The organism is Rhizobium sp. CF142, assembly GCF_000281145.1.
GTDB lineage: Bacteria > Pseudomonadota > Alphaproteobacteria > Rhizobiales > Rhizobiaceae > Rhizobium.
Genome location: NZ_AJWE01000016.1, coordinates 1 through 26,732, shown reverse-complemented (window position 1 = coordinate 26,732; position 26,732 = coordinate 1). Strand labels below are relative to the sequence as shown.

Sequence of the window (26,732 nt, the reverse complement as noted above, 5' to 3'; positions counted from 1 at the left end):
GGCCAGTTTCCTCCAGCAGCAACGATCGACCGGCGCAGCCCGATATCGCCACGCGAAGATCGCATTCCATGGGCCGCGATGGCAGGCATCATCGCCACCGTCACGGTGTTCGCCATGGCGCAGGGCCTGACCTATCCGCTCCTGAGCTTCATTCTGGAGCGGCAGGGCACCCCATCAGGCCTGATCGGCCTATCGGCCGCCATGACACCAACAGGCTTCATCGTCTCCGCATCCTTCATTCCTGCCCTGTCATGCCGCGTGGGTGCCGGACGGCTTGCCATCCTCTGCTCGATCCTCGCAGCACTCAGCCTGATTGCCATTGCCTGGACGCAGGAGATTTGGGCCTGGATGCCGCTGCGCTTCCTGCTTGGCGTCTTCGCCAATCCGCTCTACGTGATCAGCGAGACTTGGCTGCTCGCCATTACGCCAGCCGCGCGCCGCGGCCGCATCATGGGCCTCTATTCGTCCGTCGTATCAGGCGGCTTCGCCATCGGCCCGCTATCCCTCGGCCTTGCCGGTACGGAGGGCTGGCCACCCTTCCTGATCGGTATTTCCGCCTTCCTCGTCTGTGGTCTGATCGTGCTTGCCGTCGCAAGACGACTGTCCGAGATGCCGCAAGAGGGCGAAGCCATGTCGGTCGGCACCTTCGTCATGCTGGCGCCGCTCCTGCTCTTTGCCGTCTTCGTCGCCGCCGGTTTCGAGCAGATCCTGCTTGCCCTCTTCGCCGTCTATGGCGCAGCCCTCGGCAGCCCTGAACCGCGCATCACCTCACTGATCACCTGCTTCATCGCAGGCAATGCCGTGCTGCAGATCGTCCTCGGCCGCCTCGCCGAACAATTTGGCTCCCGCCCTACCCTGCTCTTCTGCGTGCTCGCCTCGCTCGCCGGCTGCCTGCTCCTGCCGTTGCTCTTCGATACGTGGCTCATTTGGCCGCTGTTTTTCGCTTGGGGCGGCGTCTCCTTCGGCATCTACACCCTGTCGCTGATCCAGCTCGGCGAACGATTCACCGACCAGTCCCTGATCGCCGGCAACGCCGCCTTCGCCCTCGTCTGGGGCCTCGGCGGCATCGCAGGCTCGCCCGCGACGGGCGTGGCGATGCAACTGATCGGCCACCAGGGCCTGCCACTATCGCTTGGCCTGTTGAGTTGTGTCTTGGCGTTACTTTTGATAGCGGAGAAATGGCGAGGCTAAAGCAGGCAGACGAAGGCCACGAAGGTAAGCAGCGTCAGCGCCATGCAGCTGGCCTGGAAGACCGAAATCCCGTCCTCCACATCGCCTGCCGTCGCCACATCCCGGCCCGCTCCGTTGATCATCGGCTCGCGCACGACCACGCCGGAATAGACGCGCGGGCCTGCAAGCTGGAGATCGAGCGCGCCGGCCATCGCCGCTTCCGGGCGGCCGGAATTCGGCGAGCGGTGCAGCTTGCCGTCGCGGATACCGACCTTGAACGCATCACGGAAGGCGGTCGTGCCGCGCCGGATGCCGGCGCCTACGGCGATCAGCAGGATGGACAGACGTGCGGCCGGCCAGTTGGCGATATCGTCCAGCCGCGCCGAGGCCCAGCCGAAATCGACGTATTTTTCCGAGCGATGACCGATCATCGAATCCGCCGTATTCAGCATCTTGTAGAAGAACAGGCCCGGCAGGCCGAAGATCGCAAACCAGAGAGCCGGCGCCACCACGCCATCGGAGAAATTCTCGGCCAGGCTCTCGATTGCAGCACGGCAGACACCCGGCTCATCCAGCGTTTCCGGATCGCGCCCGACGATGCGCGACACCGCCTTGCGCCCGCCGACGAGGCCTTCGCTCTTCAGCGCCGCTGCGACCGCCGCGACATGATCCGACAGGCTCTTCTGCGCCAGGAAAATCGCCACGCAGAAGACTTCGAGCAGGATGCCGACGGGGCCGAAGAGCATGAGGAACCAATGTAGCACCAGTCCGGTGACGACGGCGAGCCCCGACAGCGCCAGGATCGCCACCACACCATTCTGCCGACGCTGCGCCTTGCTCAAGCTCTCGCGGTTGAAATGCTGGTCGAAATAGCCGATCGCCCGGCCGAAAATGGCGACCGGATGCGGCACGCGCTGCCACAGCCATTGCGGATCGCCGATGATGCGGTCGAGCAGCAGCGCCAGAACCAGCACGAGAAAATGTTCATCGATATTCATCGGTCAAAGCTCCGAAGGGCCGCAGCAAGTCTTGCATCATCAGCAGCATCCGGTGCGAGGCCGAAGCGCAGCCAGTCCAGCGCGTAATCGAACCGGCGGACGAGAATATGATGGCGGCAGAGAGTCGTGTAAATGTCACCGGCTCTGGCGTCGGCAACAAGCGTAAAAAGCGGCGTACCACCTGCAATGACGAGGCCGGCCCCGGTAAGCACCGCATGGAGGCCTGCCTGTCGCTCGGCAATCGAGCCGGCGATCCCGGAGACATCAGAATTCAACAGCGAACCGGCAATCGCAAGCGCCGGCCCCGATACGGCCCAGGGGCCGAGCCAGTCCTCGAAACGCTCGAGAATATCGCCCCGCGCAATGGCAAAGCCGAGCCGCAGCCCTGCCAGCCCGAAGAATTTTCCGAAGGAGCGGAAGATGATCAGGTTCGAAAGCCCTGCCGCACGCGGCGCAAGGCTCGTTTCCGGGCTCATATCGCCAAAGGCTTCGTCGACAACCAGAAAGCCGCCCCTCGACTTCAGCCGGTCATGCAGCGCTTCCAGCCTGTCGGCCACATGGATCCGGCCATCGGGATTGTTCGGATTGACGACGACGGCCAGCCCATGCTCCGGACCGATATCATCGATATCGCTGACCGCATCGACGACAAAACCCGAAGCACCAAAGGCCCGCGCATATTCCCCATAGGTCGGCGAAAGGATTGCCACACGCTTGCCCTCAGCGGCGGGCAGCTTGCCGGGCGGAACAAGCCGCGGCAGAAGCTGGATGACCGATTGCGTACCCGGAACCGGCAGCGGCAGGATCGCTCCGCTGCAATAATGATCGCGCGCAGCAAAGCGTGCCGTCTCGACCAGATGCCGGTCCGGCAGACGATGCCAGACCCTTGTGGGGATATCCGGCAGCGCCACCGGATTGGGATTGATGCCGGTCGAAAGATCCAGCCAGTCCTCCAGCCGGCCGCCGAAACTCGCGGCCGCAGCGGTGATGCCGCCACCATGCACGATCGGCGCATTCATGCGGCAGCTCCCGCAAGATCGATCAGATGCATATAGGAGCCGGCCACCTGCCCGCGCCTGAGACCGGCCAGTCCGAGATCATTGCCGAGCGCATCCTGCGCGGCAAACATCCGATCGGCCTCCCCTTCGGAGACGATCGTCGAATAGTGGAATTCATGCGCCGTCATCGGCCTGTCGAAAAACGCGCCGTCGAGCGGTGTAACACGGCGATAGCCGAGATGCCGCTTGCGCGTCTCATAACTGGTGACGACAGGCAGCAGGCCGAGCATTTCATGGCGCTCGCCTTGCCCGTCGATCAGCCCGTCGCCGAGCACCATGTAGCCGCCGCATTCGCCATAGATGCGCACGCCGCGCGCTGCCGCGGCCTTCATCGCCGCAGCAAAATTCTGTGCGGCTGCGAGCTTTCCCGCATGCAGCTCGGGATAGCCGCCCGGCAGATAGATCGCATCGGCAACTGCTGCAGGCGTCTCATCCGCCAATGGCGAAAAGAACGAAATCTCCGCCCCGCGCCGCCGCCAGCCGAGCAGCATATGCTCGTAGCAGAAGGCAAAGGCGATATCGCGGGCGACGGCAATGTGCCGGCCGAAAGGCATCAGTCGGGCGATATTGGCAGCCGACGGCCTGTTCATGCCCTGCCGCGCGATGCGCATCAGGAATTCGAAATTGCACTCTTCGGAAACGGCATTGGCCGCATAATCGATGAACCCTTCGAGCGCCTCATGCTCGCCCGCCTGCACCAGCCCCAGATGCCGCTCCGGCAGGGCGAGCATCGCGTCCTTGCGAATGACGGCGACGACAGGCATGCGGATCTTGTCAAGCGCCTGGCGCAGCATCGCCTCATGCCGGTCGCTGCCGACCTTGTTGAGGATGACGCCTGCAATGCGCACATCGGCGCGAAACCCGGCAAAACCACTGACGAGCGGTGCCACCGACTGCGACAGCCGCGAGGCATCGACGACGAGCACCACGGAAAGCCCGAGCTGGGCCGCAAGATCGGCCGCAGTGCCGCGCCCGTCCGCAGCACCATCGAACAGGCCCATCATGCCTTCGATGAGCAACACCCGGTCACCGGAACGATGCAGCGTCGCATTGGCGGAAATCAGCTCCGGCCGCATGCCCCAGGGATCGAAATTCAGACAGAGCGAACCGCTTGCGGCAGCATGGAAGGCCGGATCGATATAATCGGGGCCGGCCTTGCCGGGCGCGACGGCCACGCCGCGATTGCGCAGCGCCCGCAGCAGCCCAAGTGTCACTGTGGTCTTGCCGGAACCAGAGGATGGTGCAGCGATCAGCAACCCGCTCATGCTGTCTCCTTCCCCTGCCCGCCGGCATGCCTGAAGGGATCGGGCTGCAGCCGCCGACCGCCAAGCGCGCCAAGCCAGTCGAGCGAGGCGCGCAGCCGCACCACCTCGCCGACGACGACGATCGCCGGCGGTTCCAGACCGGAGGCGGCAACAGCTTCAGGCGCTTCGCCAAGCGTCGTCTCCAACACCTGCTGGTCGCCGGTCGCCGCATTGCAGACGAAGGCCACGGGCTCGAAAGCCGAACGGCCCGAAGCGATCAGATTGGCGCTGATCTGGGCAATATACTTCATCGCCATATACATGACGATGACGGGCGAGCCCTTGCCGATCGCTTCCCAATTGATCGCGTCGGGCACGATGCCGGAGGAATCATGGCCAGTGAGGAAGGTCACGGCATGGTTGATGTCGCGATGCGTCACCGGAATGCCGGCATAGGCAAGCCCGCCGATGCCGGCGGTAATGCCCGGCACGATACGAAACGGGATATTGTGCTCGACCAGCGTCAGCGCCTCTTCCCCACCCCGCCCGAAGACGAAGGGATCGCCACCCTTCAGCCGCAGCACGCGCTTGCCCGCCCGCGCCAGCTCCACCAGCCGCAGCGAAATATCCCGCTGCCTGGCCGAGGGTTTGCCGCCGCGTTTTCCCGCATATTCGAGCTCCGCGCTAGGACGCGCGAGCTTCAGACATTCCTCGTTGACCAGCGCGTCATGGACGATCACATCCGCCTCCGCGAGCCCCTTGGCGGCAAGCAACGTGAGCAGGCCCGGATCGCCCGGACCGGCCCCGACAAGCCAGACGCTGCCCGGCTCCAGTGCCGGCAGATGTGAGAATGCGCGATCTATCATCCCGCTGATCTAGGCCCGGCAGCAGACGAGGTCAACGCCATCAGTGGCAGCGCACCGGAAGTTGACAGAATGGACCTGAATCAACTCCGCAAGAACCGGAATCAACTTCAAAAGAAATACCCTTAAGGGATTGATTGGATTCCGAAATGGAAAACGGGCCGACCGCAGAATGCGCGGCCGGCCCGTCTGATACAATCAGACGCGCAGCAGCGTCTCGCGGATCAGGCCGATCACCTTTTCCGACTCGATGCCGGTGGCAACGATCTGGCTCGGCAGGCCATCCCAGTCGCCCGGCGGGAAGCGGCGGCCATCCTGCTTGATAACAGTCTGGCCATCGGCAATGCCGCCGCAGACGACGCGCACTGCGCCCGTGATCGTCTTGAACAATTCCGGCGCCACGACATAGACGCTGGCGCAGCTGTCATGCACCATCATGCCGTCTTCGACCGCATGCTTGTAGAAGTCGATATAGGACTGCGAAAGCTCGTCGAGCTGCTTGACCGCCTTGTCGCCCCTGGCCGCCATCTCCCCGAGATAGCTGCGGCTCATCGTGGTGATTGCGGTCACATCGAGGCCGATGACGACGACCTTCCATGGCGCGGTCATGACAATATCGGCTGCTTCCGGATCGCCATGAATATTGGCTTCGGCAACCGGCGAGACATTGCCCGGCACATAGAAATTGCCGCCCATGATGACGACATCCTTCACGAGGCCGGCAATCTCGGGGTCTTCCTTCAACGCCAGCGCCAGGTTGGTCATGCGGCCGACGGCAACCAGCGTCACCTCGCCCGGATTGGCGCGCACGGTCTCGATGATGAAGTGATGCGCCGGACGAGGATCGAGCGGCAGATCAATCACGTCAGGCACCGGCATGTCGCCGAGGCCATTTTCGCCATGCACCATGGCCGGCCAGGGACGCTCGTGACGCTTGGGATCGATGGTGACGCTCGCGCCCTTGGCAACGGGTGCGGCGATATTCCATTCCCGCTTCAGGAACAGCGCGTTACGCGTCGTCGTCTCGATCGAGGCATTGCCGAAAATCGTGGTGATGCCGATCAGATCGATCTCGGGATGGCGGTGCAGGAAAAGCAGCGCCATTGCGTCATCGACGCCCGGATCCGTGTCATAAATGACTTTGTGCATATGTATCCTCCAGAGCAATTCCAGCAAAAATCTGCAGCGGTTTTGCGCCCGGAATTGCGTGAAAACAAAGGGATAGAGCACATTCGTGATTCAAAAAACGAAGATGCTCCGGATTCGAATCGCTGGCAGCCGGACGGCGCCGCGAAGTGCCGCCACCATAACGCCCGTCAGGCTTTCTGCAACCCGATGCGGGCGACGGCTGCTGTCGCATGCTGAGATTTGATCTTGCCGAGCACCAGCTCCGCGTCCATGCCAAGAGCCGCAAGGGCCGCCGCTTCCGCCACCCCATGGCAGCCGACACGGGCAAAGACGATCTCGGAGGGATTCCTGAGCCGCGGCGTCTCCTCCTCCAATCGCGCCGCATCGAAGAACACGGCCGGAGCGGAAAAATGCGCAGCAACGGCAAGGATCGCCGGCTCTTGCCTGCGGCTATCGATCGATGCAACGGCCGTAAGCTCCGCCCCGCTGATACCGGCCGCCCTCAACGCCTCGACGGCAAGCGCCCTCACCTCGCCATCAGGCGTCCCGCGCTCGCAGCCGAGCCCGAGCACATGCCGCCTTGTCTCATCAATGGTGATTTCGCTCATTCCCGTCAGCCGATTGCGCCCTGCTGTGTCCCCGGAGCCATTGCAGCTCAAGGCGGGAAATGCAACAAGGCCGCCCGAAAGCCCCGCCCCCGCATACCTCTTCCCGGAATAGCATCTTGCCTGACATTGCCATCCACCTGCTTCTGCTGCTTTGCGCGGCCGCCTTCTTTGCTGGTTTCGTCGATTCCATTGCCGGTGGTGGCGGATTGATCACCGTTCCCGCCATGCTGATCGCAGGCATCCCGCCGCTGCAGACGCTCGGCACCAACAAGGTGCAGTCCCTCTTCGGCGCAGCCTCGGCGACCATCGCCTATGCGCGCAAGGGCCATGTGAAGCTTTCGGAACAATTGCCGATGGCGCTGATGGCCGTCATGGGCGGGTCGCTCGGTGCAGCCCTCGCCACACTCGTTCCCGGCCAGGTGCTGCAGGCCGTCATGCCGGTGCTCCTGGTCGCAATCGCCATTTTCTTCGCCGTCAAGCCCAACCTCAACGACGTCGATACCCACCGCCGCATGACGCCCTTCCTCTTCGGCCTGACGCTGGTGCCGCTCATCGGCTTCTACGACGGCGTCTTCGGCCCCGGCACCGGCTCCTTCTTCATGCTGGCTTTCGTCACGCTCGCCGGCTTCGGCATGCTGAAGGCGACGGCCCATACCAAGCTTCTCAATCTCGGCTCGAATTTCGGTGCGCTCGTCGTCTTCGCAAGTTTCGGCGCGACACTCTGGAAGATTGGCCTTCTGATGGGTGTCTGCCAGTTCCTCGGCGCACAGCTCGGCTCGCGGCTCGCCATGCGCATCGGCGCAAAGCTCATCAAGCCGCTGCTCGTCATCGTCTGCATCGCCTTCGCGATCAAACTTCTGGCCGATCCCGCGAACCCACTGCGTGTCTGGCTCGGGGTCTAGAACTTGATCTCGTCGATTGTCGTCAGCGTCGTCTTGGCCGAAACACCCGGCGCATTGGCGAAGTGCCAGGCGACATATTGCTCGGCATATGGATCGGTCGATGACATGCCATCGACGGGCAGGATGACGTTCATGCCCTTCAGCGCCGCATAGGCTGCCGTATTCAGCACCGCGCCTTCGGATGCCGTGCCTGTCACGATGATGGTCTTGATGTGCTTCCCGGTCAGGATCTTTTCGAGATCGGTGTTGATGAACTTGTTGGCCCCGGCTTGTACGATCGCATCGCCCTCTTTCGGCGCCAGCACGCTGGCAATATCGCCCTTCGTAGCACCACCCGTGATGCTGTAGATGACGGGAACGCCGCTCTTGCGCGCCTCATTCAGCAGCTTTTCCACCCTGGGAAGCGAGGCGATGCAGCGCGGCTTGCTCTTCGTGTTGCAAGGCCCCTTGGACGGGTCCTGCGCGCCGTTGAAATCGAGCAGCAGCAGCGCCGTATCCGACCTGTTCACGCTGACCGGCTTCAGCGCCGGTGCTGCCGGCACCTTGATCGTATTCCAGTCATCGATAACAGTCGCCTGCGTCGCGGATGCGCCGAGAAGCGCGATGGCGAATAGAGCTAAGGCTTTGTATGAACGGGTTTTCACCGATGTCTCCTCCGGGGCAAAAGGGGTCGCCGCAAATCTCCGGGCTGCCTACACGCCTGTCAAATCACCAAGCCGCGAGATGAACAGTTCCCGCAAAAATGTGCCGCGGTTTTACGTCCGCAATTGTGTGAAACCCGATTGTTGATCAGCCTTCCATTACCTCCCGCGTAATTGATAGGCTGCACCGCTTTCGCCGATGATCGCCCTGCCTGAACATGCCACCTGCCTGATTATGAAAGGCGATCAAAAGGAGATGACCCGATGCCCAACGCCCCGACAAACGACGCAAACACCAACGCTGAGCGCTACCTCGCCATCTGGAACGAGACGGATGCCGCACGCCGCCGCACTCTGATCGCCGAGAGTTGGGCGGAGGCCGCGACCTATATCGACCCGCTGATGCGCGGCGAAGGCCATGAGCAGATCAATTCGCTGGTCGAAGCCGTCCAGAGCCGCTTCCCCGGCTTTCGTTTCGAGCTGATCGGCACGGCCGATGGCTACGGAAACAACCTGCGCTTCTCCTGGGGCCTCGGCCCCGAAAATGGCGAAGCGCTGATCAAGGGCACGGATTTTGCCGAGCTCGAAGACGGCAGGCTGAAATCCGTCCGCGGCTTCATCGATCTCCTGCCGGAAGCCGCCTGATGCCCCCCACCGCCCGCTCTCTCGGAGATCACCTGCGCGAATGGCGCCAGCGCCGCCGCATGAGCCAGCTCGACCTCGCGCTGGAGGCCGAAATCTCGCAACGGCATCTGAGCTTCATCGAGAGTGGGCGCTCGACCCCGAGCCGCGAAATGCTGCTGCATCTCGCCGAACGCCTCGGCGTGCCTCTGCGCGACCGGAACCCGCTGCTGCTGGCTGCGGGTTTCGCGCCGGTCTTTGCCGAACGCAGGCTGGATGATCCCGCCCTTGAGCCCGCGCGCCGTGCGATCGACAGGGTTCTGAAAGGCCACGAGCCCTACCCCGCCATTGCGATCGACCGCCACTGGACGCTCGTCGCTGCCAACGCCGCCATCGCACCACTGCTCGAAGCCGTTGCCGATCCATTTTTGCTGGAACCGCCGGTCAACGTGCTGCGCCTCAGCCTGCATCCACAGGGGCTGGCACCGCACATCATCAATCTCTCGGAATGGCGCGCCCATCTGCTTGATCGGCTGCGTCAGCAGATTTCGGTCTCGGGCGATCCGGTGCTGGAAAAGCTGCTGAAGGAACTGCTGTCCTATCCGGCTCCCAAAGATGCTGGCGAGCCCCACACCGACCTCGCCGGCATCGCCGTGCCCCTGCAGCTTTCGACCAAAACCGGCCGTCTCTCCTTCATCTCGACGACAACAGTCTTCGGCACGCCCGTCGATATCACCCTGTCGGAATTGGCGATCGAAACTCTCTTCCCCGCCGATGAAGAAACGGCCGCGATATTGCGCGGCCATCTCGCCAATTGAAGCTTTTATTTCCGCGCAATTCCGGACGCAAAACCGCTGCGCACTTTTGCTGGAATTGCTTTAGAACTCGACGCCCGGCTGCCCCTTGATGCCCGAGCGGAAGGGATGTTTGACGAGTTCCATCTCGGTGACGAGATCGGCGATCTCGATCAGTTCGTCCTTGGCGTTGCGCCCGGTCAGCACGACATGCGTCATGTACGGCTTCTCGTTTTTCAGGAACTCCACCACCTCATTGATATCGAGATAGTCGTAGCGCAGCGCGATGTTGATCTCGTCGAGCAGCACCATGGAATTGCGCTCGTCGCGGATCAGCTCCTTGGCCTTCTCCCAGGCCGCACCGGCAGCCGCAACGTCGCGCGCCCGATCCTGCGTCTCCCAGGTAAAGCCCTCGCCCATCGTATGGAACTGGCAGAGATCGGAAAAATGCTTTTCGATCAGATCCCGCTCGCCCGTCCACATGGCGCCCTTGATGAACTGCACGACGGCAGACGGCTTACCATGGGCGATATGGCGGAAGATCATGCCGAATGCGGCCGAGGATTTGCCCTTGCCCTTGCCGGTATGGACGATGATCAGGCCCTTCTCATCCGTCTTGCTGGCCATGATCTTGTCACGGGCGGCCTTCTTCTTCGCCATCTTCTCGGCGTGACGGGCATCGTCCTTTTCGGCTGGTACGACTGGCTCTTCGGTCATGGCTGGCTGCCTGCTCTTTTCTTGGTTTCGTTGGATTCAGTGAGGTTGAATTGCGCCGAGTTGCTGCGCGGCGTCCAGAGCTTTCGCTCGATCGCCTCCATGAGCCGCTCCTTCATTTCGGAAAGGGCAGCCGGGTTCTTCTCAGCCATGAAATCGCGCACCCTGGGATCGGCAACGAAGGCCTGATAGACCGACTCGAAATGGTGATTGCCGACAGCGCCCGTCGTCGCCGCAAAGGCAAAGAGATAATCGACCGTCGCGGCAATCTCGAACGCGCCCTTGTAGCCATGCCGCATGACGCCCTCGATCCATTTCGGATTGACGACGCGCCCGCGCACCACGCGCCCGATCTCTTCTTCAAGCGAACGAATGACCGGCTTTTCCGGCCGCGAATGGTCGTTGTGATAGATCGCCGGCCGCGCACCGCCAAGCACCTCGGCCGCCGCCGCCATGCCGCCCTCGAACTGGTAGTAATCATCGCTGTCGAGCAGGTCGTGCTCGCGGTTGTCCTGGTTCTGGACGACCGCCTGAATGGACCGCAGCCGCTCCTCGAAGAGCCCGCGTTCGGCCTGCCCCTCTTCGCCCGCGCCATAGGCATAACTGCCCCAGACAAGATAGGCTTCGGCGAGGTCAGCCCGCCGCTCCCAGCCCTTCTCGTCGATCAACGCCTGCAAACCCGCACCATAGGCACCGGGCTTGGACCCGAAGATGCGGTAGCCCGCCCGCTTTGCCGCGGCCTTCTCATCAAGCCCGGCAGCGATCAGCCGCGCCGCCTCGCCGCGCATGCGCCCGGCAATCGGGTTGTCGGTTGCATCCTCCTCCAGAGCGCCGACTGCGCGGATCGCCTTGTCGAAGAGCGCGATCTGATCGGGAAAGGCATCGCGGAAAAAACCGGAAATACGCAGCGTCACGTCGACCCGCGGCCGGCGTAGCATGGCCTGCGGAATGATCTCGTAGCCGGTGACGCGGCGGGACGCCATGTCCCACACGGGCTTGACCCCGATCAGCGCCAAGGCCTGGGCAATATCGTCGCCGCCGGTGCGCATGTTGGACGTGCCCCAGGCCGTCAGCCCGAAGGATACAGGCCATTCGCCGTGATCCTGCACATAGCGGCGGATCAGCAGTTCGGCGGATTTCTTGCCGAGTTCGTAGGCTGCGGGGGTCGGCACAGCACGACTGTCCACCGAGTAAAAATTCCGCCCCGTCGGCAACACATCCGGCCGCCCGCGCGTCGGCGCGCCAGATGGCCCGGGCGGCACGAAACGGCCGTCGAGGCCGCGCAGCAGACTGGCGATCTCTGCCGGGCCGCAGGCGAGGATCGAGGGTTTGAGGCGGGATTCTATTTCGTCGAGGACGGCTCTGGTTTGGGACCAGAGAGGTGGGCAGGTGATTTCACCGGAGACAAGCTTGGCGGCGAGCAGTTCGATGCGCTCGACCGTATCGCCGTTGCTGCGCCAGGGAGCGTCGGTGATATCGGCAAAGATCGCCGGCCGTGGACCAGTCCAGGTGGCGGCCATGTCGCAATCGAGAGGGTCGAAGGCGGAGCTACCCCCCTCTGTCCTGCCGGACATCTCCCCCACAAGGGGGGAGATCGACAAGACGCCAGACCGTCGCCCTACATCAGTTGTTTGGGGAGATGGTTGCCGCGATTCGATCTCCCCCCTTGTGGGGGAGATGTCCGGCAGGACAGAGGGGGGTGTCGCAAGCACAACGCCCAACCCAGCATCCCTAGCAATCGCCCGCTGCAGACTTGCATCCCCACCCTCACCCAGCCCGCGCGGCACCCGCGCCAGCGCCACGGTGAGATCCGTCAGCAATCGCCCTTCGGGCGACACGCCAAACACATGCAGCCCGTCACGGATCTGCATTTCCTTGAGGTCGCAGAGATAGGCATCAAGCTTCTTCAGCGCCTCACCTTCGGCCTCGCCCTTGGCAATGCCCGCATCCCGATCCAGCCCGATATCGGCAACGAGATCGAGGATCTGCCGGCTAAGCAGGCGGATACGCCTGGGATCGCCGCCCGATGCCTCGTAATACTCGTCGACAAGCGCCTCCAGATCCTTCAGCGGCCCGTAGCTTTCGGCGCGTGTCAGCGGGGGCGTCAGATGGTCGATGATGACAGCGGCAGTGCGGCGTTTCGCCTGCGTGCCCTCGCCGGGATCGTTGACGATGAAGGGATAGAGATGCGGCAGTGGCCCGAGGATCGCCTCCGGATAGCAGGTCTCCGATAGCGCCAGTGCCTTGCCCGGCAGCCATTCCAGATTGCCGTGCTTGCCCATGTGGATCACTGCCTGTGCGCAGAATTCCTCGCGCAGGAAAGCATAGAAGGCGAGATAGCCGTGCGGCGGCACGAGATCGGGCGAGTGATAACTTTCCTTCGGATCGATATTATAACCGCGCGCCGGCTGGATACCGATCAGCAAGTCGCCGAACCGGGCGAAAGGCAGCGCAAAAGCGCCATCGCGGACATAGGGATCGGCCTCCGGCACACCCCAGCGCGTGCTGACTTCATCCTGAATCTGAGCAGGAAGAGATTCCAGGAAATCCTTGTATCGACTCAGGGAAAGCTGCTCGCGCACGACCTTGCCATCGAAGCCGGAATTGGTCGGTCCCGCCATCAGGTGCCGTATCAGCGCATCGCCATCGGCAGGAATATCGGCGACCGGATAGCCGGCCTTCTCCATCGCCCGCATCACCTCAATGGTGGCGGCTGGCGTATCGAGGCCGACGCCATTGCCGAGCCGTCCGTCACGGTTTGGATAGTTCGCCATGACGAGCGCAACCCGCCTGCTCGCCGCCGGCATCTGCCGCAACCGCGCCCAGTTGGCGGCAAGCGATGCCACATAGTTCATGCGCGCCTCATCCGGCTCGCTGGAAACGATGTTGGCCTCGACAGCAACGTCATAGCGGGCGGCAGCCTTGAAGGAGACGGCACGCGACAGCACCCTGCCATCCACCTCCGGCAGCGCGACATTCATGCCGAGATCACGTGCCGACAGTCCCTGCGACGAGCCTGCCCAGGCCTCCCGCGACGAAGCGGAAAAGATTGCCTGCAGCACGATGGCGTCATTGGCCTCCAGCACCGTCGGCTCGCGATCGGCGCCGGGTGCGGAAACGGCAAAGCCCGTCGTGTTGATGACGACATCGGGCTTCAATTCGGCGAAGATGGATTCGAGGATGCCCTTGGAGACGGGATCCTTGAGGCTGTAGGCGAAGACCGGCAACGGGCGCAGGCCTTTCGCTTGCAGGGCTTCGATCAGGGCTTCAACGGGGCGGGTTTCGCCGCTTTGCACGAGGGCGCGGTAGAAGGCGATGGCGACGGTAGCGCGGCCGGTGGGATGAAACGTGGGTTCGATTTCCACCTCTTCCGTCGAATGCGCAATGCTTTCGTCTGCCGGCGAGTGTGCGGCACCCCCCTCTGTCCTACCGGACATCTCCCCCACAAGGGGGGAGATTGAATCGCGGAGAGCTTCTCCCCAAACAACTAATGTAGGGTGTTGGTCTCGCTCCTTGTCGATCTCCCCCCTTGTGGGGGAGATGTCCGGCAGGACAGAGGGGGGTGTCTCATCCGCAACGGCCGCAGAAGACACACCCGAAACAAGCCCCTTCCACTCCTCAACCCCGACAAGCCCCCGCCCCGGCCACCAGATCCCCGCCTTCATCAACGGCGCGGCTGGCGCCGGCTTCTCCGCCCCCGAAAGCATCGCCGAGGCATAGGCAAGAAAGCCCCGCGCATTGGCGTCGCCACCCTCGATCAGATACGCCCACAGCGCATTCAGATCCTCAAGCGACACATTGGAAAACGGCGTCAGCCCCGCATCCGGCCGCGCATCGCCCGGCAGCACCGCAATCAGCGCCCCATTGCGAGCGGCAACCGCGTGCAGCGCCTCGAGCGCATAGTGAAAATAGCTCGCCCCACCCAGCGCCCGCACGATGATCAGCTTCGCATGTCGTGCCGTGCGCTGGACGTAGGTATCGACCGACATCGGATGCTTCAGGCTCATCAGGCTCGCAAGCCTGAGCGTATGCCCGCTCGCCCCGCCGGAATGAGCCGCAGCGATTGCCGCAAGCTCGGTGTCGGCGGCCGAGAGGAACAGGATATCGCCCGGCGACTGGCCGAGGTCGATGGCCTCGTCCCCGTCGCTGATTGTTCCCTGTTGGGCCAGAAGCAGATGCATTCTCTATCCTCAGACGAGCGTTTCGATCGCCTTGCGCACCGCGTCCTGATCCATCTCGTGCAGGCCGATGACGACAAGGCGCGTGCTGCGGGCTTCGCCCTGTGCCCAGGCGCGGTCGAAATACTGGTCGATGCGGGCACCCACGGCCTGCAGCTGCAGGCGCATCGGCTTGCCGGAGACATCGATGAAGCCCTTGAGACGCAACACGTCATGCTCGGCGATGATGCCCTTCAGCTTCTCGACGAAACCTGATGTATCGGCGATAGCACCGAGTTCGACGACGAAACTGTCGAATTCGTCGTGATCGTGCGGCTCGCCATCCTCATGCTCCAGCTCGTGATGGGACTTGCGGTTGCCGATATCGTCTTCCGTGCCGATGCCGAGGCCGAGCAGTACGCTTGCCGGCACCTCGCCGTTCCTGGCCTCGATCATCACAGGCTTGCGGGCGATGCGCGAGGCGACCTCGCTCTTCACACGGCCAAGGCCGTCAGCGTCGATCAGATCGGTCTTGTTGAGCACGATCAGATCGGCGCAGGTCAGTTGATCCTCGAAAAGCTCCTCGATCGGGCTTTCATGATCGAGCGATTCATCCTCGACACGGCGTGCATTGACAGCATCATGGTCATCGGCAAAACGCCCTGCCGCAACAGCGGCGCTGTCGACCACGGTGATCACGCCGTCAACGGTGACTTCGCTGCGGATATCCGGCCAGTTGAAAGCGGCGACCAGCGGCTGCGGCAAGGCGAGGCCCGAGGTTTCGATGACGATATGGTCGGGGCGCTGGTCGCGCTCCAGAAGCTTCGTCATGGTCGGAATGAAATCGTCGGCGACCGTGCAGCAGATGCAGCCATTGGTGAGCTCTATAATATCGTCCTCGGTGCAATTCTCCGCCCCGCAGCCCTTCAGCACGTCGCCATCGACGCCGAGATCGCCGAACTCGTTGATGATCAGCGCAATCTTCTTGCCGCCGGCATTGGTGAGCAGGTTGCGGATCATGGTCGTCTTGCCCGCACCGAGGAAGCCGGTGATGACGGTTGCGGGAATTTTCTGCTGCATGGATTTAACCCTTCATTTTCAGCGGCAGACCTGCCGCGATAAAATACACTTCGTCGGCCGAAGCCGCGATCATCTGGTGCAGCCGGCCCGCATGATCGCGAAACTCCCGCGCCATGCGGTTCTCAGGCACGATACCGAGGCCGACTTCATTGGAAACGATGACGAGCCGCGCCTTTGCCTGCGGTAGAAAGGCGGCAAGGGCGGCGGATTGGGCGGCGATATCGCGCCCCTCCATCATCAAATTGGTAAGCCACAGCGTCAGGCAATCGACGAGAACAGCCCTGCCCTCGCCATCGATGGCCGCAAGGCGTTCGATGAGATCGAGCGGTTCCTCATGCGTGGTCCAGGAGGAGCCGCGATCGGCCTTGTGCTGGTCGATGCGCGCCTGCATCTCATCGTCCCAGGCGCGGCCGGTGGCGACGTAGTGGCGCTCAAGGCCGCTTGTGGTGACGAGGTTTTCGGCGAAGCGGGATTTGCCGGAGCGGGCGCCGCCGAGGACGAAGGTGGCGGTCATGCCGAAACGCTCCTCGGAGAGAGGGCATAGCGAAGGCTCATTCCGGGTTTGCGTTCCTTGACCTTGGAGAGTGTAACACCCCCCTCTGTCCTGCCGGACATCTCCCCCACAAGGGGAGAGATCGGCAAGAGGCCAGACCTTCGCCCTACATCTGTTGTTTGGGAAGAGCGTTGCCACGATTCAATCTCCCCCCTTGTGGGGGAGATGTCCGGCAGGACAGAGGGGGGTGCCGCATACTCGACGGAAGAGGCCGAACGCACCGTACCGGCGCCTCCACATCGCACCACCAGAGGCGGCGCTGAATCAAATCCTTCAGCCAAGACAACCTCCGTGCTGGCAGCGGGCAAACGGCCCAGTATGGGCATTATGCCCGGCACGGATGGCAGGTCTCCTGGCTCGCAGTTTTCGGCCGCGACAGGGGCAGACCGTTTCCGGTCGCCCCTGATCGTGCCAGCGGATCTGCCTCGCCTTCCCGGCTGCATCTCGTGAAAAGGCGGACGATTCGTAGAATTAGAGGCGTCCTGCCCCGGCTGATCACGATGCATTCCCAGTGGCTTTTCCGGCACTTGTCCCGCCTTGCCCGCTTGCAGAATGCAAAACCGTCGGCGCCGCAATCGAAATGCCGGATGGAAGACCCTGACTGCTCTACAGTCGCGGGGTCGGCTGTGATGAAAGCGCCCGGCTTGGGTCCGCCCCGTCACATTCCCTTTTCATCCGGAAGGCTTAAGGCCGATCCGGAACCATCCATTATGTCAATTCATGGTTAGGCTTCCGCCCCAGGCATGTCAATCGGTGCACCGGGCGCGCATAGCGCTCATCTCGACTTACACTACCGATATTATCGTCTTTAATCAAAGGCTTGCGTCACAAAAACTTTACAGCCCAGTCGGTATTTTGCCGCAATTGCCGCTCATGCGGATGCCGGCTCCGCCCTTGACCCCCACTCCTGCCGCCTAGTTTCCCCATGATGCTCTCCCGAATGGATATTCGCCGCCTCGGCCCTCTTGGCACCGTCCTCGATCCGGGACGCCTGCGCGCGCTTATCCGACACAGCGAAATGGGCATGGTCTTTGCCGGCGCGCTCGTCGGTATTGCCTCAGGGCTTGCAGTCACCGCCATGAGCTATGTCTCGGAAGAGATGCACAGGCTGATCTTCGGTATAGACGGCACGACGAGGCTCAGCGCCTCTGAGATCGACAGCAAGTTCCTGCTGATGACGGCCCCGGTTGCGGGCGGCATGCTGCTCGGCCTGTTGATCTTCATTCTCGCAAGATGGCGCAAGAAACCGATGGTCGACCCGATCGAAGCCAATGCGCTCCATGGCGGCCGTCTGTCGCTGACCGACAGCATCCTCGTCGCCATCCAGAATCTCGTTTCCAACGGCTTCGGCGCCTCCGTCGGTCTGGAGGCCGGCTATACGCAGCTTGCAGCCGGCATCGCCTCGAAATTCGGCCTGAAGCTGCAGCTGCGCCGCGCGGATCTGCGCGTCCTCGTCGGCTGCGGCGCGGCCGGCGCCATCGCTGCGGCCTTCAATGCGCCGCTGACCGGTGCCTTCTATGCCTTCGAGCTGATCATCGGCACCTACACCATCATCTCGCTGACGCCTGTCGTCGTCGCCGCCCTTGTCGCTACACTGGTTGCCCGGCTGCTCTCCGGCAGCGATTTCATCATCGATGTCGGCAGCTTCGGCGCTGTCCAACCCGCCGACTACGTCCCGGCGATCGCCCTCGGCGCCTTCTGCGCCGGCATCGGCATCCTGATCATGCAGGGCGTCTCTTTCGTCGAGGAACTGGCGCGCAAGAGCTCGATTGCGCTGCCCTTCCGCCCGGCACTCGGCGGCATCGTCGTCGGCCTGTTGGCGCTGGTCTCGCCACAGGTGCTGGCCGCCGGTCACGGCGCGCTGCATCTGAACCTCTCCCATGAGATCACGATCCCGGCGCTGATTGGACTTTTCCTCCTGAAATCGGTGGCGTCGGCCGTCTCCATCGGCTCGGGCTTCAGGGGCGGCCTGTTCTTCGCCTCACTCTTCATGGGAGCGCTGCTCGGCAAGCTCTTTGCCTATTCCGCCCCCTATTTCGCCGATGCGACGCTGACGCCCGTGATCTACGCCGTCGTCGGCATGAGTTCGCTCGCCGTCGCCGTCATCGGCGGGCCGCTGACCATGACCTTCCTGGCGCTGGAGATTACCGGCGACTTTCCGATCACCGCCCTGGTGCTCGCCGCCGTCATCACCTCCTCGCTCGTGGTGCGCACCACCTTCGGCTACTCCTTCGCCACATGGCGCTTTCACCTGCGCGGAGAGAGCATCCGCAGCGCCCATGATGTCGGCTGGATCCGCAACCTGACCGTCGACAAGCTGATGCGATCAGACGTGAAGAAGGCAAAGCTCGGCATAACCCTGGACGAGTTCAAAGAGGCCTTCCCCATCGGCTCGACGCAGCGCGTCATCCTCGTCGACGACGGCGACAAATATGCCGGCCTCGTGCTCGTGCCGGAAATCTACGCCAACCCCACCAGCGCGCAGGACGAAGCCCAGAATCTCGCCGATTTCATCCGCTATAAAAACGATTTCCTGCAGCCGCAGATGAACGCCAAGCAGGCGGCCGCGATCTTCGACAAGACCGAAAGCGAAGCGCTCGCCGTCGTCAACAATCTCATCGAGCGCAAGGTGGTCGGCCAGCTCAGCGAAAGCCATACGCTGCGCCGTTACACCGAAGAACTCGACCGCCGCCGCCGTGAGGTCTCAGGCGAGATCTGAGGCGCTAGGCTTTCCGAAAATCGATTCCGATTTTAGGGCCGATGCTGTAGTCGGCACCGCGAGCTTGAACACGTCCGCCCTCCTCGAAACGCCGCGCAATTCGAACGATCCCAGATGCTCGCAGGCGACACCGCAGGCAGCCGCGAAGCTTTCCGACATCAGGAGGTCCTGGCCGAGTTCGCCACAGAGTTTCTCGAGCCGCGAGGCCTCGTTGACGGCCCTGCCGATCACAGTGAAATCAAGCCTGCCGCGGGCGCCGACATTTCCGTAGAACACCTCGCCGAGATGCAGGACGACGTCGACGCCGATATCAGGCCCGCCCTCGCGCGCTCGCTGACGATTGAGCGCCTCGTTTGCCTCCAGGACATTTCGGGCCGAGACGAGCGCAGCCATGCAAGCCGTCTCGGGATCCTCGCCGTCTTCACCGCCTGTCGGAAAGATCGCCAATACGCTGTCGCCCATGAACTTGAGGATCTCGCCGGAATTTTCCTCGACATGCCGGCCGATCAGCTCGAAATGCTCGTTCAGAAACCCGGCGATCTCACCGGATTGATAGACCTCGGTCAACGCCGTGAAGTTTCTGAGGTCCGCAAGCAGGATCGCGGCATTGATGGCGCCTCCCGTTCCTCTCTGGACCTCACCCGCAAGGATGCGCGCACTCGTCTTGGCGCCTGTATAGACGGCAAGGATATCCGCAGCGGTTTTCGAAGCCGCGATGCGGTAGCAGGCCAGCCCCAGCGCCGGGAAAAGCGTTGCGATGATCGCCAGTTGATCATCGGAAAATCCGCCCGGCCTGTCGCTTGTCAGGGACAGGCTGACCCCGCGCAACGCAGCTTCCTTCGGGAATTCCAGCAGGCTGACCAGATGATCCGTGCCACCGCCGAGCGCGAATTCTGCAAGCTGCGGATAGTCGTCGACACCCTCCCCATTGGCAATGATCCAGCGCCCCGACGTTTCACCGCGGCCCAACAGATAATAGATCGGTGTCTTCTCGAAGCTCAGCTGCGCCGCGCTGCCATATTCGGCCGTCTCGATGGTGGTCGCGCCGCCGCGCACGAAATTGGCCGAGATGCCGGCGTACATGGGGTGAATGGATGGCATCGCGATACTACCGCGCCAGATGGGAAAGCCATCCGCGATCAGCCGGTCGCACAAACCGGCAATGAGTTCGCTGATATGCTCGCTCTTGATTCCCTCGTCTATAAGCCACTGAATATGATTGTTAATTTCGGAACCTCCACATGGGCCGGTACAATTCTATGATGGGAAATAGGGCGAATGGGCGGCAACGCCGAAGTGGGCCGCGACCTCCGGCAATGGCTGCAAGGCCGATGTTTCTAACCATCCATCCCGGCAACGATAACCGCCGGGCAGGCGAAGAGAGAACGATACCTGGCAACCCCTTCATTCGCCTGCTTCGCCTCCTCGTACCATTCCCGGGCAATGGAGACGGTGCGGAATTCGATGATCACAAGCCTGTTCATCTCCCTGTTTCCCTGGACCGGCTGGACCTTGCCTCCCGGAGATCGGACACGGCCTCCATGGAACGTCATATCCGGCGATATACACGCAAGATAATCATCGATCGCCTGATCTTTGATATCGGGATGGATTTCGAGAATGAAATAGGCGCTCATGGATCGCTGCCTGTAACAAGGGCCGAACAGCCATGCGAGAGTATCGACATGATGCTGACGATTTCTTAGAATATCGAAACAATTAGTTCGGAGATCTAAACGTTTTGCCGAAAAAGTCAACTGACCGCCTCGCGCGCTACATTCCAACAGTCCAGCTGTTTTCAGCCAGGCTCGTGCTGTTCCATCAGAAGATGGCCGAGAAGGTTGGTCTGACCGGCACCGAATTCAAGTGCTTCCGGCTGCTGGAGCAGCTCGGCCCGCTGTCGATGACGGCCCTGTCGCGCGAGGTCGGGTTGAAGGTCGGGACGGTCAGCGGATTGATCGATAAGCTGGAGACGACCGGCTTCGTCGTCAGGCGACGTGATGAGACAGACAAGCGCCGCCTTGTCCTGGTTGCTTGCCCCGAGGCATCGGCACGCGCCAGCCGGCTCTACGAGGAGCATGGCGAAGCGATGGCCGCAATGCTGGAGACCTACAGCGAGGCCGACTTCAATCTGCTGCTATCGTTTCTGACCGATGTCGGCAATATCCTTGCCCGCTCCTCATCCTCAGCGCCGAAGGAGCCTCACCCCGAACGGACCTCCGACCGTTGAGACGAGGAGCGGTGGAAAACGCCGCGGGATCAAAGCACCTGTCTGCGCTCACATCCTGACTGTCATGCCCCCGTCGACGGTCAGCACGTGGCCGTTGACGAAGGAGGCCGCACCGCTTGCGAGAAACAGCGCCGCGCCGGCGACCTCATCCGGGCGACCCCAGCGCTGGACTGGGATGCGCTGGCGCACGAAAGGCATCAATTCCTCGTTTGCAGCCATCGCAGCATTCGTCTCCGTGGCGAACCAGCCGGGCGCAATCGCGTTGCTGGTGATGCCATGCGGGCCGAATTCGACCGCCATGGCGCGCATCAGGCCGGTCAGGCCCTGCTTGGCCGCCGGATAGACGCAGTCGCCGGGCATGACGACATGGCCGCTGATCGAGGTCACCGCGATTAGGCGGCCGTAATTGCGCCGCTTCATCAGCACGGTAGCGTCCCGCGAAAGCGTTATCGCCGCGGCCAGATCGGTGCGCAGCAGTTCGATGATGGCATCGTCGTCGAATTCGGCCAGCGGCCGCCTGTCGCGGGCGCCGACATTGTTGATCAGGATATCGAGACGGCCATGGATCTTTTCGATATCGGCCATCAGCCCGCGCTGGGCCTCTCGGTCGGCGATGTCGAACGCGGCGGCCTGCGCCGCGCCACCAGCGGCGCGGATGGTCCTTACGGCATCTTCCAGCGTCGCCGCCGTGCGCCCGGTGACGATGACATGCGCGCCGGCCTCGGCAAGCGCGTGTGCCATCTCGAAGCCCAGGCCGCGGCCGCCGCCGGTCACGAGCGCCACCTGGCCCGCCAGTGAAAATCTATCCAGTATGCTCATGGTTTCATCGCTCTCGACTGGGTGCGTTGCAGTAACAATTAATGGACTCAGTCAACTAATTTGACAATAGCAGAACGACGCCATGAACGCAGGCCACGTCCGGCCTAGCCGAGCAGCCCTGCAAGCCAGCGCGGGTCGAGATGTTGCTCCAGGCCGGTAGCGACCTCGTCGAGTGCCCGGTCGACGTTCTCGCGGTAGTTACCGCCTTCGGCTGAGAGGCCAAAGCTATGAAGCAGCCGGGCGCGGTAGGCGTCGCTGCCGAAGAGGCCGTGCAGATAGGTGCCCATGATCCGGCCGTCGGCAGAAACAGCACCATCGGCCAAGCCGTCCACGATCGCCGCCGGCCGTTCGCAATCGGCCCCTTGCGTAACGCCGAGGTGGATCTGATAACCTGACAGCGGCACGTCATATTCCGCCGAATGGGCAGAGCTGTTGCGCACCGTCTTCTCCGGCGCCATCTCCGTCTCGACATCGAGCAGGCCAAGCCCTTCGATCTCTGTCGTCGTACCCTCGATGCCGAGCGGGTCATACACCCTATGGCCGAGCATCTGGTAGCCGCCGCAAATGCCGATCACCCGGCCGCCACGGCGCACATGGGCGGCAAGATCGCGGTCCCATCCCTGCGCCCTGAGATCGGCGAGATCCGATATGGTCGATTTCGAGCCCGGCAGGATGATGAGCGCGGCATCGGCTGGCAGCCGTTCGCCGGCGCGCACGAAGACGAGCTCGACATCAGGCTCGGCCCGCAGCGGATCGAGATCGTCGAAATTGGCAATACGCGGCAGCACCGGCACGGCGATCTTCAGCGCTCCCCGCTCGCCCTTGGCCAGCCGCTCCAGCACAACGGAATCCTCTGCCGGCAGCCGCCCGGCCGCCTTCAGCCAGGGCACGACGCCGAAGCAGGGCCAGCCGGTGAACTGCCCGATGGATGTAATGCCGTCGTCGAACAGGCTTACATCACCGCGGAACTTGTTGATGATGTAACCCGAGATCATCTTGCGGTCGTCTTCGGAAAGGATCGCATGCGTGCCGACGAGCGAGGCGATCACCCCGCCACGATCGATATCGCCGACGAGAACGACAGGGACGTTCGCCCGCGTCGCAAAGCCCATATTGGCGATATCGCCGGCCCTGAGATTGATTTCGGCAGGTGACCCTGCCCCCTCGACGATGACGAGGTCGGCGCCATCGGATACATTGGCGAAGCTTTCCAGCACGGAAGAGAGCAGTTGCGGCTTCAGTCGCTGATAGTCGCGCCCCTTCGCCTGCCCGAACACCCTGCCCTGCACGATGATCTGGCTGCCGTTTTCCGACTGCGGTTTCAAGAGCACTGGGTTCATATGCACCGATGATGGCGTACGGGCCGCGAGCGACTGAAGCCACTGCGCCCGGCCGATCTCGCCGCCATCGTCGGAAACTGCTGCATTGTTCGACATGTTCTGCGGCTTGAAGGGCCGCACCGTCAGACCGCGATTGGCCGCCAGCCGGCAAAGCCCCGCCACCAACACCGTCTTGCCGACATCCGAGCCGGTTCCCTGCAGCATGATGGCTCTGGTCATTGGCGCCTATCCGTGGAGTATTTCCGGCAGGCCTACAATGCGGGCAGACATGCGGTCAACAGAGGGCCAGAAATGCGAAAACCGCGATCAGGCCATAAGCCCTACGCGGTTTGCCGTAAAAACGCAGGCGTCTTCACCATTACGCGATGAAGCTCGCTTTTTCCGGGACGCAATACCTGATCCGGAAAAGCAGCGGTTGTCCCCCGCCGCGTCACAACAGATAACGGCACATTCTTACCGGATGGTTATTGAAGACCCTACCAGGGGCAAAATTCGACTTTTTTTGAACTTTTCCGATTTTCTCTCACTTGGAACCGCTTTCACCCTCGCCGCGAGCGTGCATTTCTACCAATCGCACCCCCGGCCGCAGGTTCATGAATCTGCCGGCATAAATTCTTCGAATTCAATAATTTAGTTACAGATACAACACGGAAAAGAGAGTTGATTTCTTGCAGCAAATCCGTAGGTTTGCTCATATTAAGCCATCGATAGAAATGGCCAGCGACGAGCCGCCGGAAAACCAGACGAACGGCGCCGTACACAGGAAAAGCCCGTGGAGCCGTATTCCGGCCGAGCGATTGGCACCTGAAGCGGCGGAGAGATTTGTCGGCTAATTGCCTCGGTGCATGCGCGTTCGATCATATAAAAATTTCGGGGAACGTATAATGAAGACATTTTTCAAGTCATTCATCTTTGCGGTCTGTTTTTATGCCGGAATCGCGGAGGCGCAAGCTGCCGGATGCGGCAAGGTCTCGATCGCCGAGATGAGATGGGGCTCTGCCGCCATTGCCGCGAGCTTCGATAAATTCATCCTGGAAAAGGGCTACGGCTGCTCCGTCACCATCGTCGATGGCGACACGCTGCCGACTTTCGCCTCCATGAATGGCAGCGGCACGCCCGATATCGCCTCGGAATTCTGGGTAAAGGCGGTCAAGCCGCAGCTCGATGCCGCCATCAGCGCCGGCCGCCTGGTCAAGGGCGCCGAAATTCTTGCAGATGGTGCGGTCGAAGGCTGGTACATCCCGAAATTCATCGCCGACGCAAACCCGGATATTCGCTCCGTGCAGGACGCACTGAAGCACCCGGAACTCTTTCCCGATACCTACGATCCCTCGCGTGCGGCCGTCTATAATTGCCCGGAGGCCTGGGCCTGCGAGATCTCGACCAGCAATCTCTTCAAGGCGCTCGATGCCGACAAGCTCGGCTTTGCACTGGTCGACAGCCGGACCCCCAAGGATTTCGACGGTTCGATTGCCCGTGCCTTCGAAAACAAGGTCGGCTGGCTCGGTTATTATTGGTCGCCGACATCAGTCATCGGTAAATACGACATGAAACAGCTGGGCTTCGGTGTTCCGCACGACGAGGCCGAATGGAACGCCTGCACCTCAGTGCCCCACTGCGCCACTCCCAAGGTGAACGCCTATCCGATGTCGCAGGCCTTCACGCTGATGACCAGGGCATTCGCTGATCGCGCCGGTCCGGTCATGAACTATCTGAACGCCCGCAGCTGGGATAACGAGACCATCAGCCAGCTGCTGGCCTGGCAGGATGACAATGGCGAGGACAACGAGAATGCAGCCCTCTATTTCCTGCAGAATTATGAGGAGCTCTGGAGCCGCTGGGTTCCGGCCGATGTAGCCGAGAAGGTCAAGGCCAGTCTATAAACCTTGCTGACAACAAGGACTGGACGATTCGATATGACTGGCACGGTGCCCTTCCCCGATCGCGATACCGTCGCGGAAAAACTCACGGCGCTCTCGGAAACCGACAAATCCTACCTGTCGCTGCTCATGGAAAATCCGGCGCAGGACGATAACCTGCTCGCGGGCCTCTATCGGCATCTCGATCTCGCCTCCGCCGCGCGCCTTCTCAACTCGCTGAAGCTTGAAACCCTCGGCAAATGGATTGGCGAAGCTGCACCCGACCGGCTGCAGATCAGGCTCATGGAAGCGGCACGCTCCAGCCAGCACCCGGCCTATGCCGCATTCCGGACCGGGCTGACCCGATCCGGCGGACTCGAAAAAGCCTATCCGACTTCAAAAATCTGAAAGTAATTATCTCTTCGCTGCGCGATCGACACTGCGGCCGGCATCCTGCGTGGCATTGACGGCATTTGCCGTATCCCTGCCCACGCCACGGATCGTGTTGGCGCAGGAAGAAAGTGCAAGAAGGATCATCAAGGCGGATGCGATTTTACCCGTGGTCGTCATGTGCGAAATCCCTTTATGAATTCAACCCCGAACGGCTGCTGCCGTCCGGGCGGGATAACGCATTCGTGAGCGAAAAGTTCACCGGCTAAAAGAAATCAAGCAGCCGCCGCTTTCGACCTTTCGGCGAAGGATGCGCGGATGCTGTCGGCGACCGTCTCGATCGGCCCCGTCATCTGCGATGCGGTCAAAAGCTGGATGTCAAAAGAGCCCAGTTCCGGCAGCCCTTCCTGGATGCCGAGGATCGCCATATCCTCGCTGACATAGGAGAGCGGCAGCGGCGCAATGGCGAGGTCGGAGACCACGGCGGCGCGCTGCGCCATCGTATGGGCGCTGAGATAGGCGACGCGATAGGGTCGCTTGTTGCGTTCGAGTTGGGTGATCGCCTCCTGCCGCCAGATGCAGCCATCTTCCCAGATCGAGATCGGCAGCGGATCGCGCCGATGCGCCGAGCCGCATTTGGCGCCGGCCCAGACGAGCCGTTCGCGATAGACGACTTCGCCGTTGGTGGGGAAAGGCCGCGTGGCACAGTTGATCAGCGCGAGATCGAGGCGCTGTTCCTCCATCCGCTTCTTCAGGCCGATGCTCATATCGATCGTCACATCGACCATGATGCCCGGATAGGTCTGCGCAAAGCTCTTCAGGATTTGCGGCAGCAGCCGCTCGC

General features: G+C 62.2%; 25 protein-coding genes and 1 riboswitch. Of the genes, 8 read left to right on the top strand and 17 right to left on the bottom strand.

Going from position 1 to position 26,732, the window contains the following annotated elements; translation table 11 throughout:
• The first annotated feature begins 78 nt into the window (after positions 1-78).
• Positions 79-1,191 carry an MFS transporter gene (locus PMI11_RS04900; RefSeq protein WP_244430537.1) on the top strand — a complete coding sequence of 371 codons (1,113 nt, stop codon included), beginning with the start codon at positions 79-81 and terminating at the stop codon, positions 1,189-1,191.
• Here the strand turns inward: PMI11_RS04900 and cbiB are convergent.
• The 6 genes from cbiB to PMI11_RS04870 form a co-directional block, all read right to left on the bottom strand.
• Positions 1,188-2,168, bottom strand: coding sequence for an adenosylcobinamide-phosphate synthase CbiB (cbiB, locus tag PMI11_RS04895; protein ID WP_007814014.1), 981 nt, complete (start codon positions 2,166-2,168; stop codon positions 1,188-1,190). The two genes, PMI11_RS04900 and cbiB, sit on opposite strands and share 4 nt — an antisense overlap.
• Positions 2,165-3,187, bottom strand: coding sequence for a threonine-phosphate decarboxylase CobD (gene cobD / locus PMI11_RS04890; RefSeq protein ID WP_007814013.1), 1,023 nt, complete (start codon positions 3,185-3,187; stop codon positions 2,165-2,167). Before cobD ends, cbiB begins: the two co-directional genes overlap by 4 nt.
• Positions 3,184-4,491: a cobyrinate a,c-diamide synthase gene (locus PMI11_RS04885; protein WP_007814012.1), complete on the bottom strand. Its 1,308-nt coding sequence runs from the start codon at positions 4,489-4,491 to the stop codon at positions 3,184-3,186. The genes cobD and PMI11_RS04885 overlap by 4 nt, the downstream gene beginning before the upstream one ends.
• Positions 4,488-5,336 carry a uroporphyrinogen-III C-methyltransferase gene (gene cobA, locus PMI11_RS04880; protein ID WP_007814011.1) on the bottom strand — a complete coding sequence of 283 codons (849 nt, stop codon included), beginning with the start codon at positions 5,334-5,336 and terminating at the stop codon, positions 4,488-4,490. Before cobA ends, PMI11_RS04885 begins: the two co-directional genes overlap by 4 nt.
• A 195-nt stretch (positions 5,337-5,531) precedes the next feature.
• The gene (locus PMI11_RS04875) at positions 5,532-6,482 is read right to left on the bottom strand and encodes a nucleoside hydrolase (RefSeq protein WP_007814010.1); all 951 of its coding nucleotides are present in this window, start codon (positions 6,480-6,482) and stop codon (positions 5,532-5,534) included.
• A 167-nt stretch (positions 6,483-6,649) separates the two neighbouring features.
• Positions 6,650-7,069, bottom strand: a complete 420-nt coding sequence (locus PMI11_RS04870; RefSeq protein ID WP_007814009.1) for a cobalamin biosynthesis protein — start codon at positions 7,067-7,069, stop codon at positions 6,650-6,652.
• Positions 7,070-7,185: 116 nt separating this feature from the next.
• On the opposite strand from PMI11_RS04870, the gene PMI11_RS04865 reads away from it, so the two are divergent.
• Positions 7,186-7,971: a TSUP family transporter gene (locus PMI11_RS04865; RefSeq protein WP_037070716.1), complete on the top strand. Its 786-nt coding sequence runs from the start codon at positions 7,186-7,188 to the stop codon at positions 7,969-7,971.
• Here the strand turns inward: PMI11_RS04865 and PMI11_RS04860 are convergent.
• The gene (locus tag PMI11_RS04860; protein WP_007814007.1) at positions 7,968-8,615 is read right to left on the bottom strand and encodes an isochorismatase family protein; all 648 of its coding nucleotides are present in this window, start codon (positions 8,613-8,615) and stop codon (positions 7,968-7,970) included. The genes PMI11_RS04865 and PMI11_RS04860 overlap by 4 nt on opposite strands.
• 261 nt (positions 8,616-8,876) lie before the next feature.
• On the opposite strand from PMI11_RS04860, the gene PMI11_RS04855 reads away from it, so the two are divergent.
• Positions 8,877-9,257: a nuclear transport factor 2 family protein gene (locus PMI11_RS04855; protein WP_007814006.1), complete on the top strand. Its 381-nt coding sequence runs from the start codon at positions 8,877-8,879 to the stop codon at positions 9,255-9,257.
• Positions 9,257-10,051: a helix-turn-helix domain-containing protein gene (locus tag PMI11_RS04850; RefSeq protein ID WP_007814005.1), complete on the top strand. Its 795-nt coding sequence runs from the start codon at positions 9,257-9,259 to the stop codon at positions 10,049-10,051. The genes PMI11_RS04855 and PMI11_RS04850 overlap by 1 nt, the downstream gene beginning before the upstream one ends.
• Positions 10,052-10,111: 60 nt before the next feature.
• On the opposite strand, the gene cobO is transcribed toward PMI11_RS04850, so the two are convergent.
• The 4 genes from cobO to cobU are packed head-to-tail and all read right to left on the bottom strand — an operon-like array spanning position 10,112 to position 16,492.
• Entirely contained in the window at positions 10,112-10,744 is a 633-nt protein-coding gene (cobO, locus tag PMI11_RS04845; RefSeq protein WP_007814004.1) for a cob(I)yrinic acid a,c-diamide adenosyltransferase, read from the bottom strand.
• A complete protein-coding gene (gene cobN / locus PMI11_RS04840) occupies positions 10,741-14,922 on the bottom strand; it encodes a cobaltochelatase subunit CobN (protein WP_007814003.1) in 4,182 nt (1,393 codons plus the stop codon). The genes cobO and cobN overlap by 4 nt, the downstream gene beginning before the upstream one ends.
• Positions 14,923-14,931: 9 nt before the next feature.
• Positions 14,932-15,978 (bottom strand): cobalamin biosynthesis protein CobW, encoded by a 1,047-nt coding sequence (gene cobW, locus PMI11_RS04835; RefSeq protein WP_007814002.1) that lies wholly within the window; start codon positions 15,976-15,978, stop codon positions 14,932-14,934.
• Positions 15,979-15,982: 4 nt separating this feature from the next.
• Positions 15,983-16,492: a bifunctional adenosylcobinamide kinase/adenosylcobinamide-phosphate guanylyltransferase gene (gene cobU / locus PMI11_RS04830; protein WP_007814001.1), complete on the bottom strand. Its 510-nt coding sequence runs from the start codon at positions 16,490-16,492 to the stop codon at positions 15,983-15,985.
• 363 nt (positions 16,493-16,855) lie between these two features.
• Positions 16,856-17,252: riboswitch (cobalamin riboswitch) on the bottom strand.
• 207 nt (positions 17,253-17,459) lie between these two features.
• Here cobU and PMI11_RS04825 point away from each other — a divergent pair.
• Positions 17,460-19,250 (top strand): chloride channel protein, encoded by a 1,791-nt coding sequence (locus tag PMI11_RS04825; protein WP_037070732.1) that lies wholly within the window; start codon positions 17,460-17,462, stop codon positions 19,248-19,250.
• On the opposite strand, the gene PMI11_RS04820 is transcribed toward PMI11_RS04825, so the two are convergent.
• Both PMI11_RS04820 and PMI11_RS04815 read right to left on the bottom strand, forming a co-directional pair.
• The gene (locus PMI11_RS04820) at positions 19,236-20,351 is read right to left on the bottom strand and encodes an adenylate/guanylate cyclase domain-containing protein (protein ID WP_244430535.1); all 1,116 of its coding nucleotides are present in this window, start codon (positions 20,349-20,351) and stop codon (positions 19,236-19,238) included. The genes PMI11_RS04825 and PMI11_RS04820 overlap by 15 nt on opposite strands.
• A gap of 236 nt (positions 20,352-20,587) precedes the next feature.
• Complete coding sequence (locus PMI11_RS04815; protein ID WP_007813993.1) at positions 20,588-20,887, bottom strand: DUF1330 domain-containing protein; 300 nt, start codon at positions 20,885-20,887, stop codon at positions 20,588-20,590.
• 104 nt (positions 20,888-20,991) lie between these two features.
• Here PMI11_RS04815 and PMI11_RS35940 point away from each other — a divergent pair, with 104 nt between their 5' ends.
• Positions 20,992-21,480 (top strand): MarR family winged helix-turn-helix transcriptional regulator, encoded by a 489-nt coding sequence (locus PMI11_RS35940; protein ID WP_007813990.1) that lies wholly within the window; start codon positions 20,992-20,994, stop codon positions 21,478-21,480.
• A gap of 48 nt (positions 21,481-21,528) precedes the next feature.
• Here PMI11_RS35940 and PMI11_RS04805 read toward each other — a convergent pair whose 3' ends face one another.
• A complete protein-coding gene (locus PMI11_RS04805; RefSeq protein ID WP_007813989.1) occupies positions 21,529-22,299 on the bottom strand; it encodes an SDR family oxidoreductase in 771 nt (256 codons plus the stop codon).
• Positions 22,300-22,403: 104 nt separating this feature from the next.
• The gene (locus PMI11_RS04800) at positions 22,404-23,858 is read right to left on the bottom strand and encodes a cobyric acid synthase (RefSeq protein ID WP_007813987.1); all 1,455 of its coding nucleotides are present in this window, start codon (positions 23,856-23,858) and stop codon (positions 22,404-22,406) included.
• 665 nt (positions 23,859-24,523) lie between these two features.
• On the opposite strand from PMI11_RS04800, the gene PMI11_RS04795 reads away from it, so the two are divergent.
• Both PMI11_RS04795 and PMI11_RS04790 read left to right on the top strand, forming a co-directional pair.
• Positions 24,524-25,522, top strand: a complete 999-nt coding sequence (locus PMI11_RS04795; RefSeq protein ID WP_007813985.1) for a glycine betaine ABC transporter substrate-binding protein — start codon at positions 24,524-24,526, stop codon at positions 25,520-25,522.
• A 33-nt stretch (positions 25,523-25,555) separates the two neighbouring features.
• Positions 25,556-25,906 (top strand): hypothetical protein, encoded by a 351-nt coding sequence (locus PMI11_RS04790; RefSeq protein WP_007813982.1) that lies wholly within the window; start codon positions 25,556-25,558, stop codon positions 25,904-25,906.
• A 6-nt stretch (positions 25,907-25,912) separates the two neighbouring features.
• On the opposite strand, the gene PMI11_RS04785 is transcribed toward PMI11_RS04790, so the two are convergent.
• Together PMI11_RS04785 and PMI11_RS04780 are read right to left on the bottom strand one after the other, a co-directional pair.
• A complete protein-coding gene (locus PMI11_RS04785; protein WP_007813980.1) occupies positions 25,913-26,068 on the bottom strand; it encodes an entericidin A/B family lipoprotein in 156 nt (51 codons plus the stop codon).
• A gap of 95 nt (positions 26,069-26,163) precedes the next feature.
• Positions 26,164-26,732 (bottom strand): LysR substrate-binding domain-containing protein (locus PMI11_RS04780; protein ID WP_007813978.1); only part of this gene is annotated, 569 nt, incomplete at its 5' end.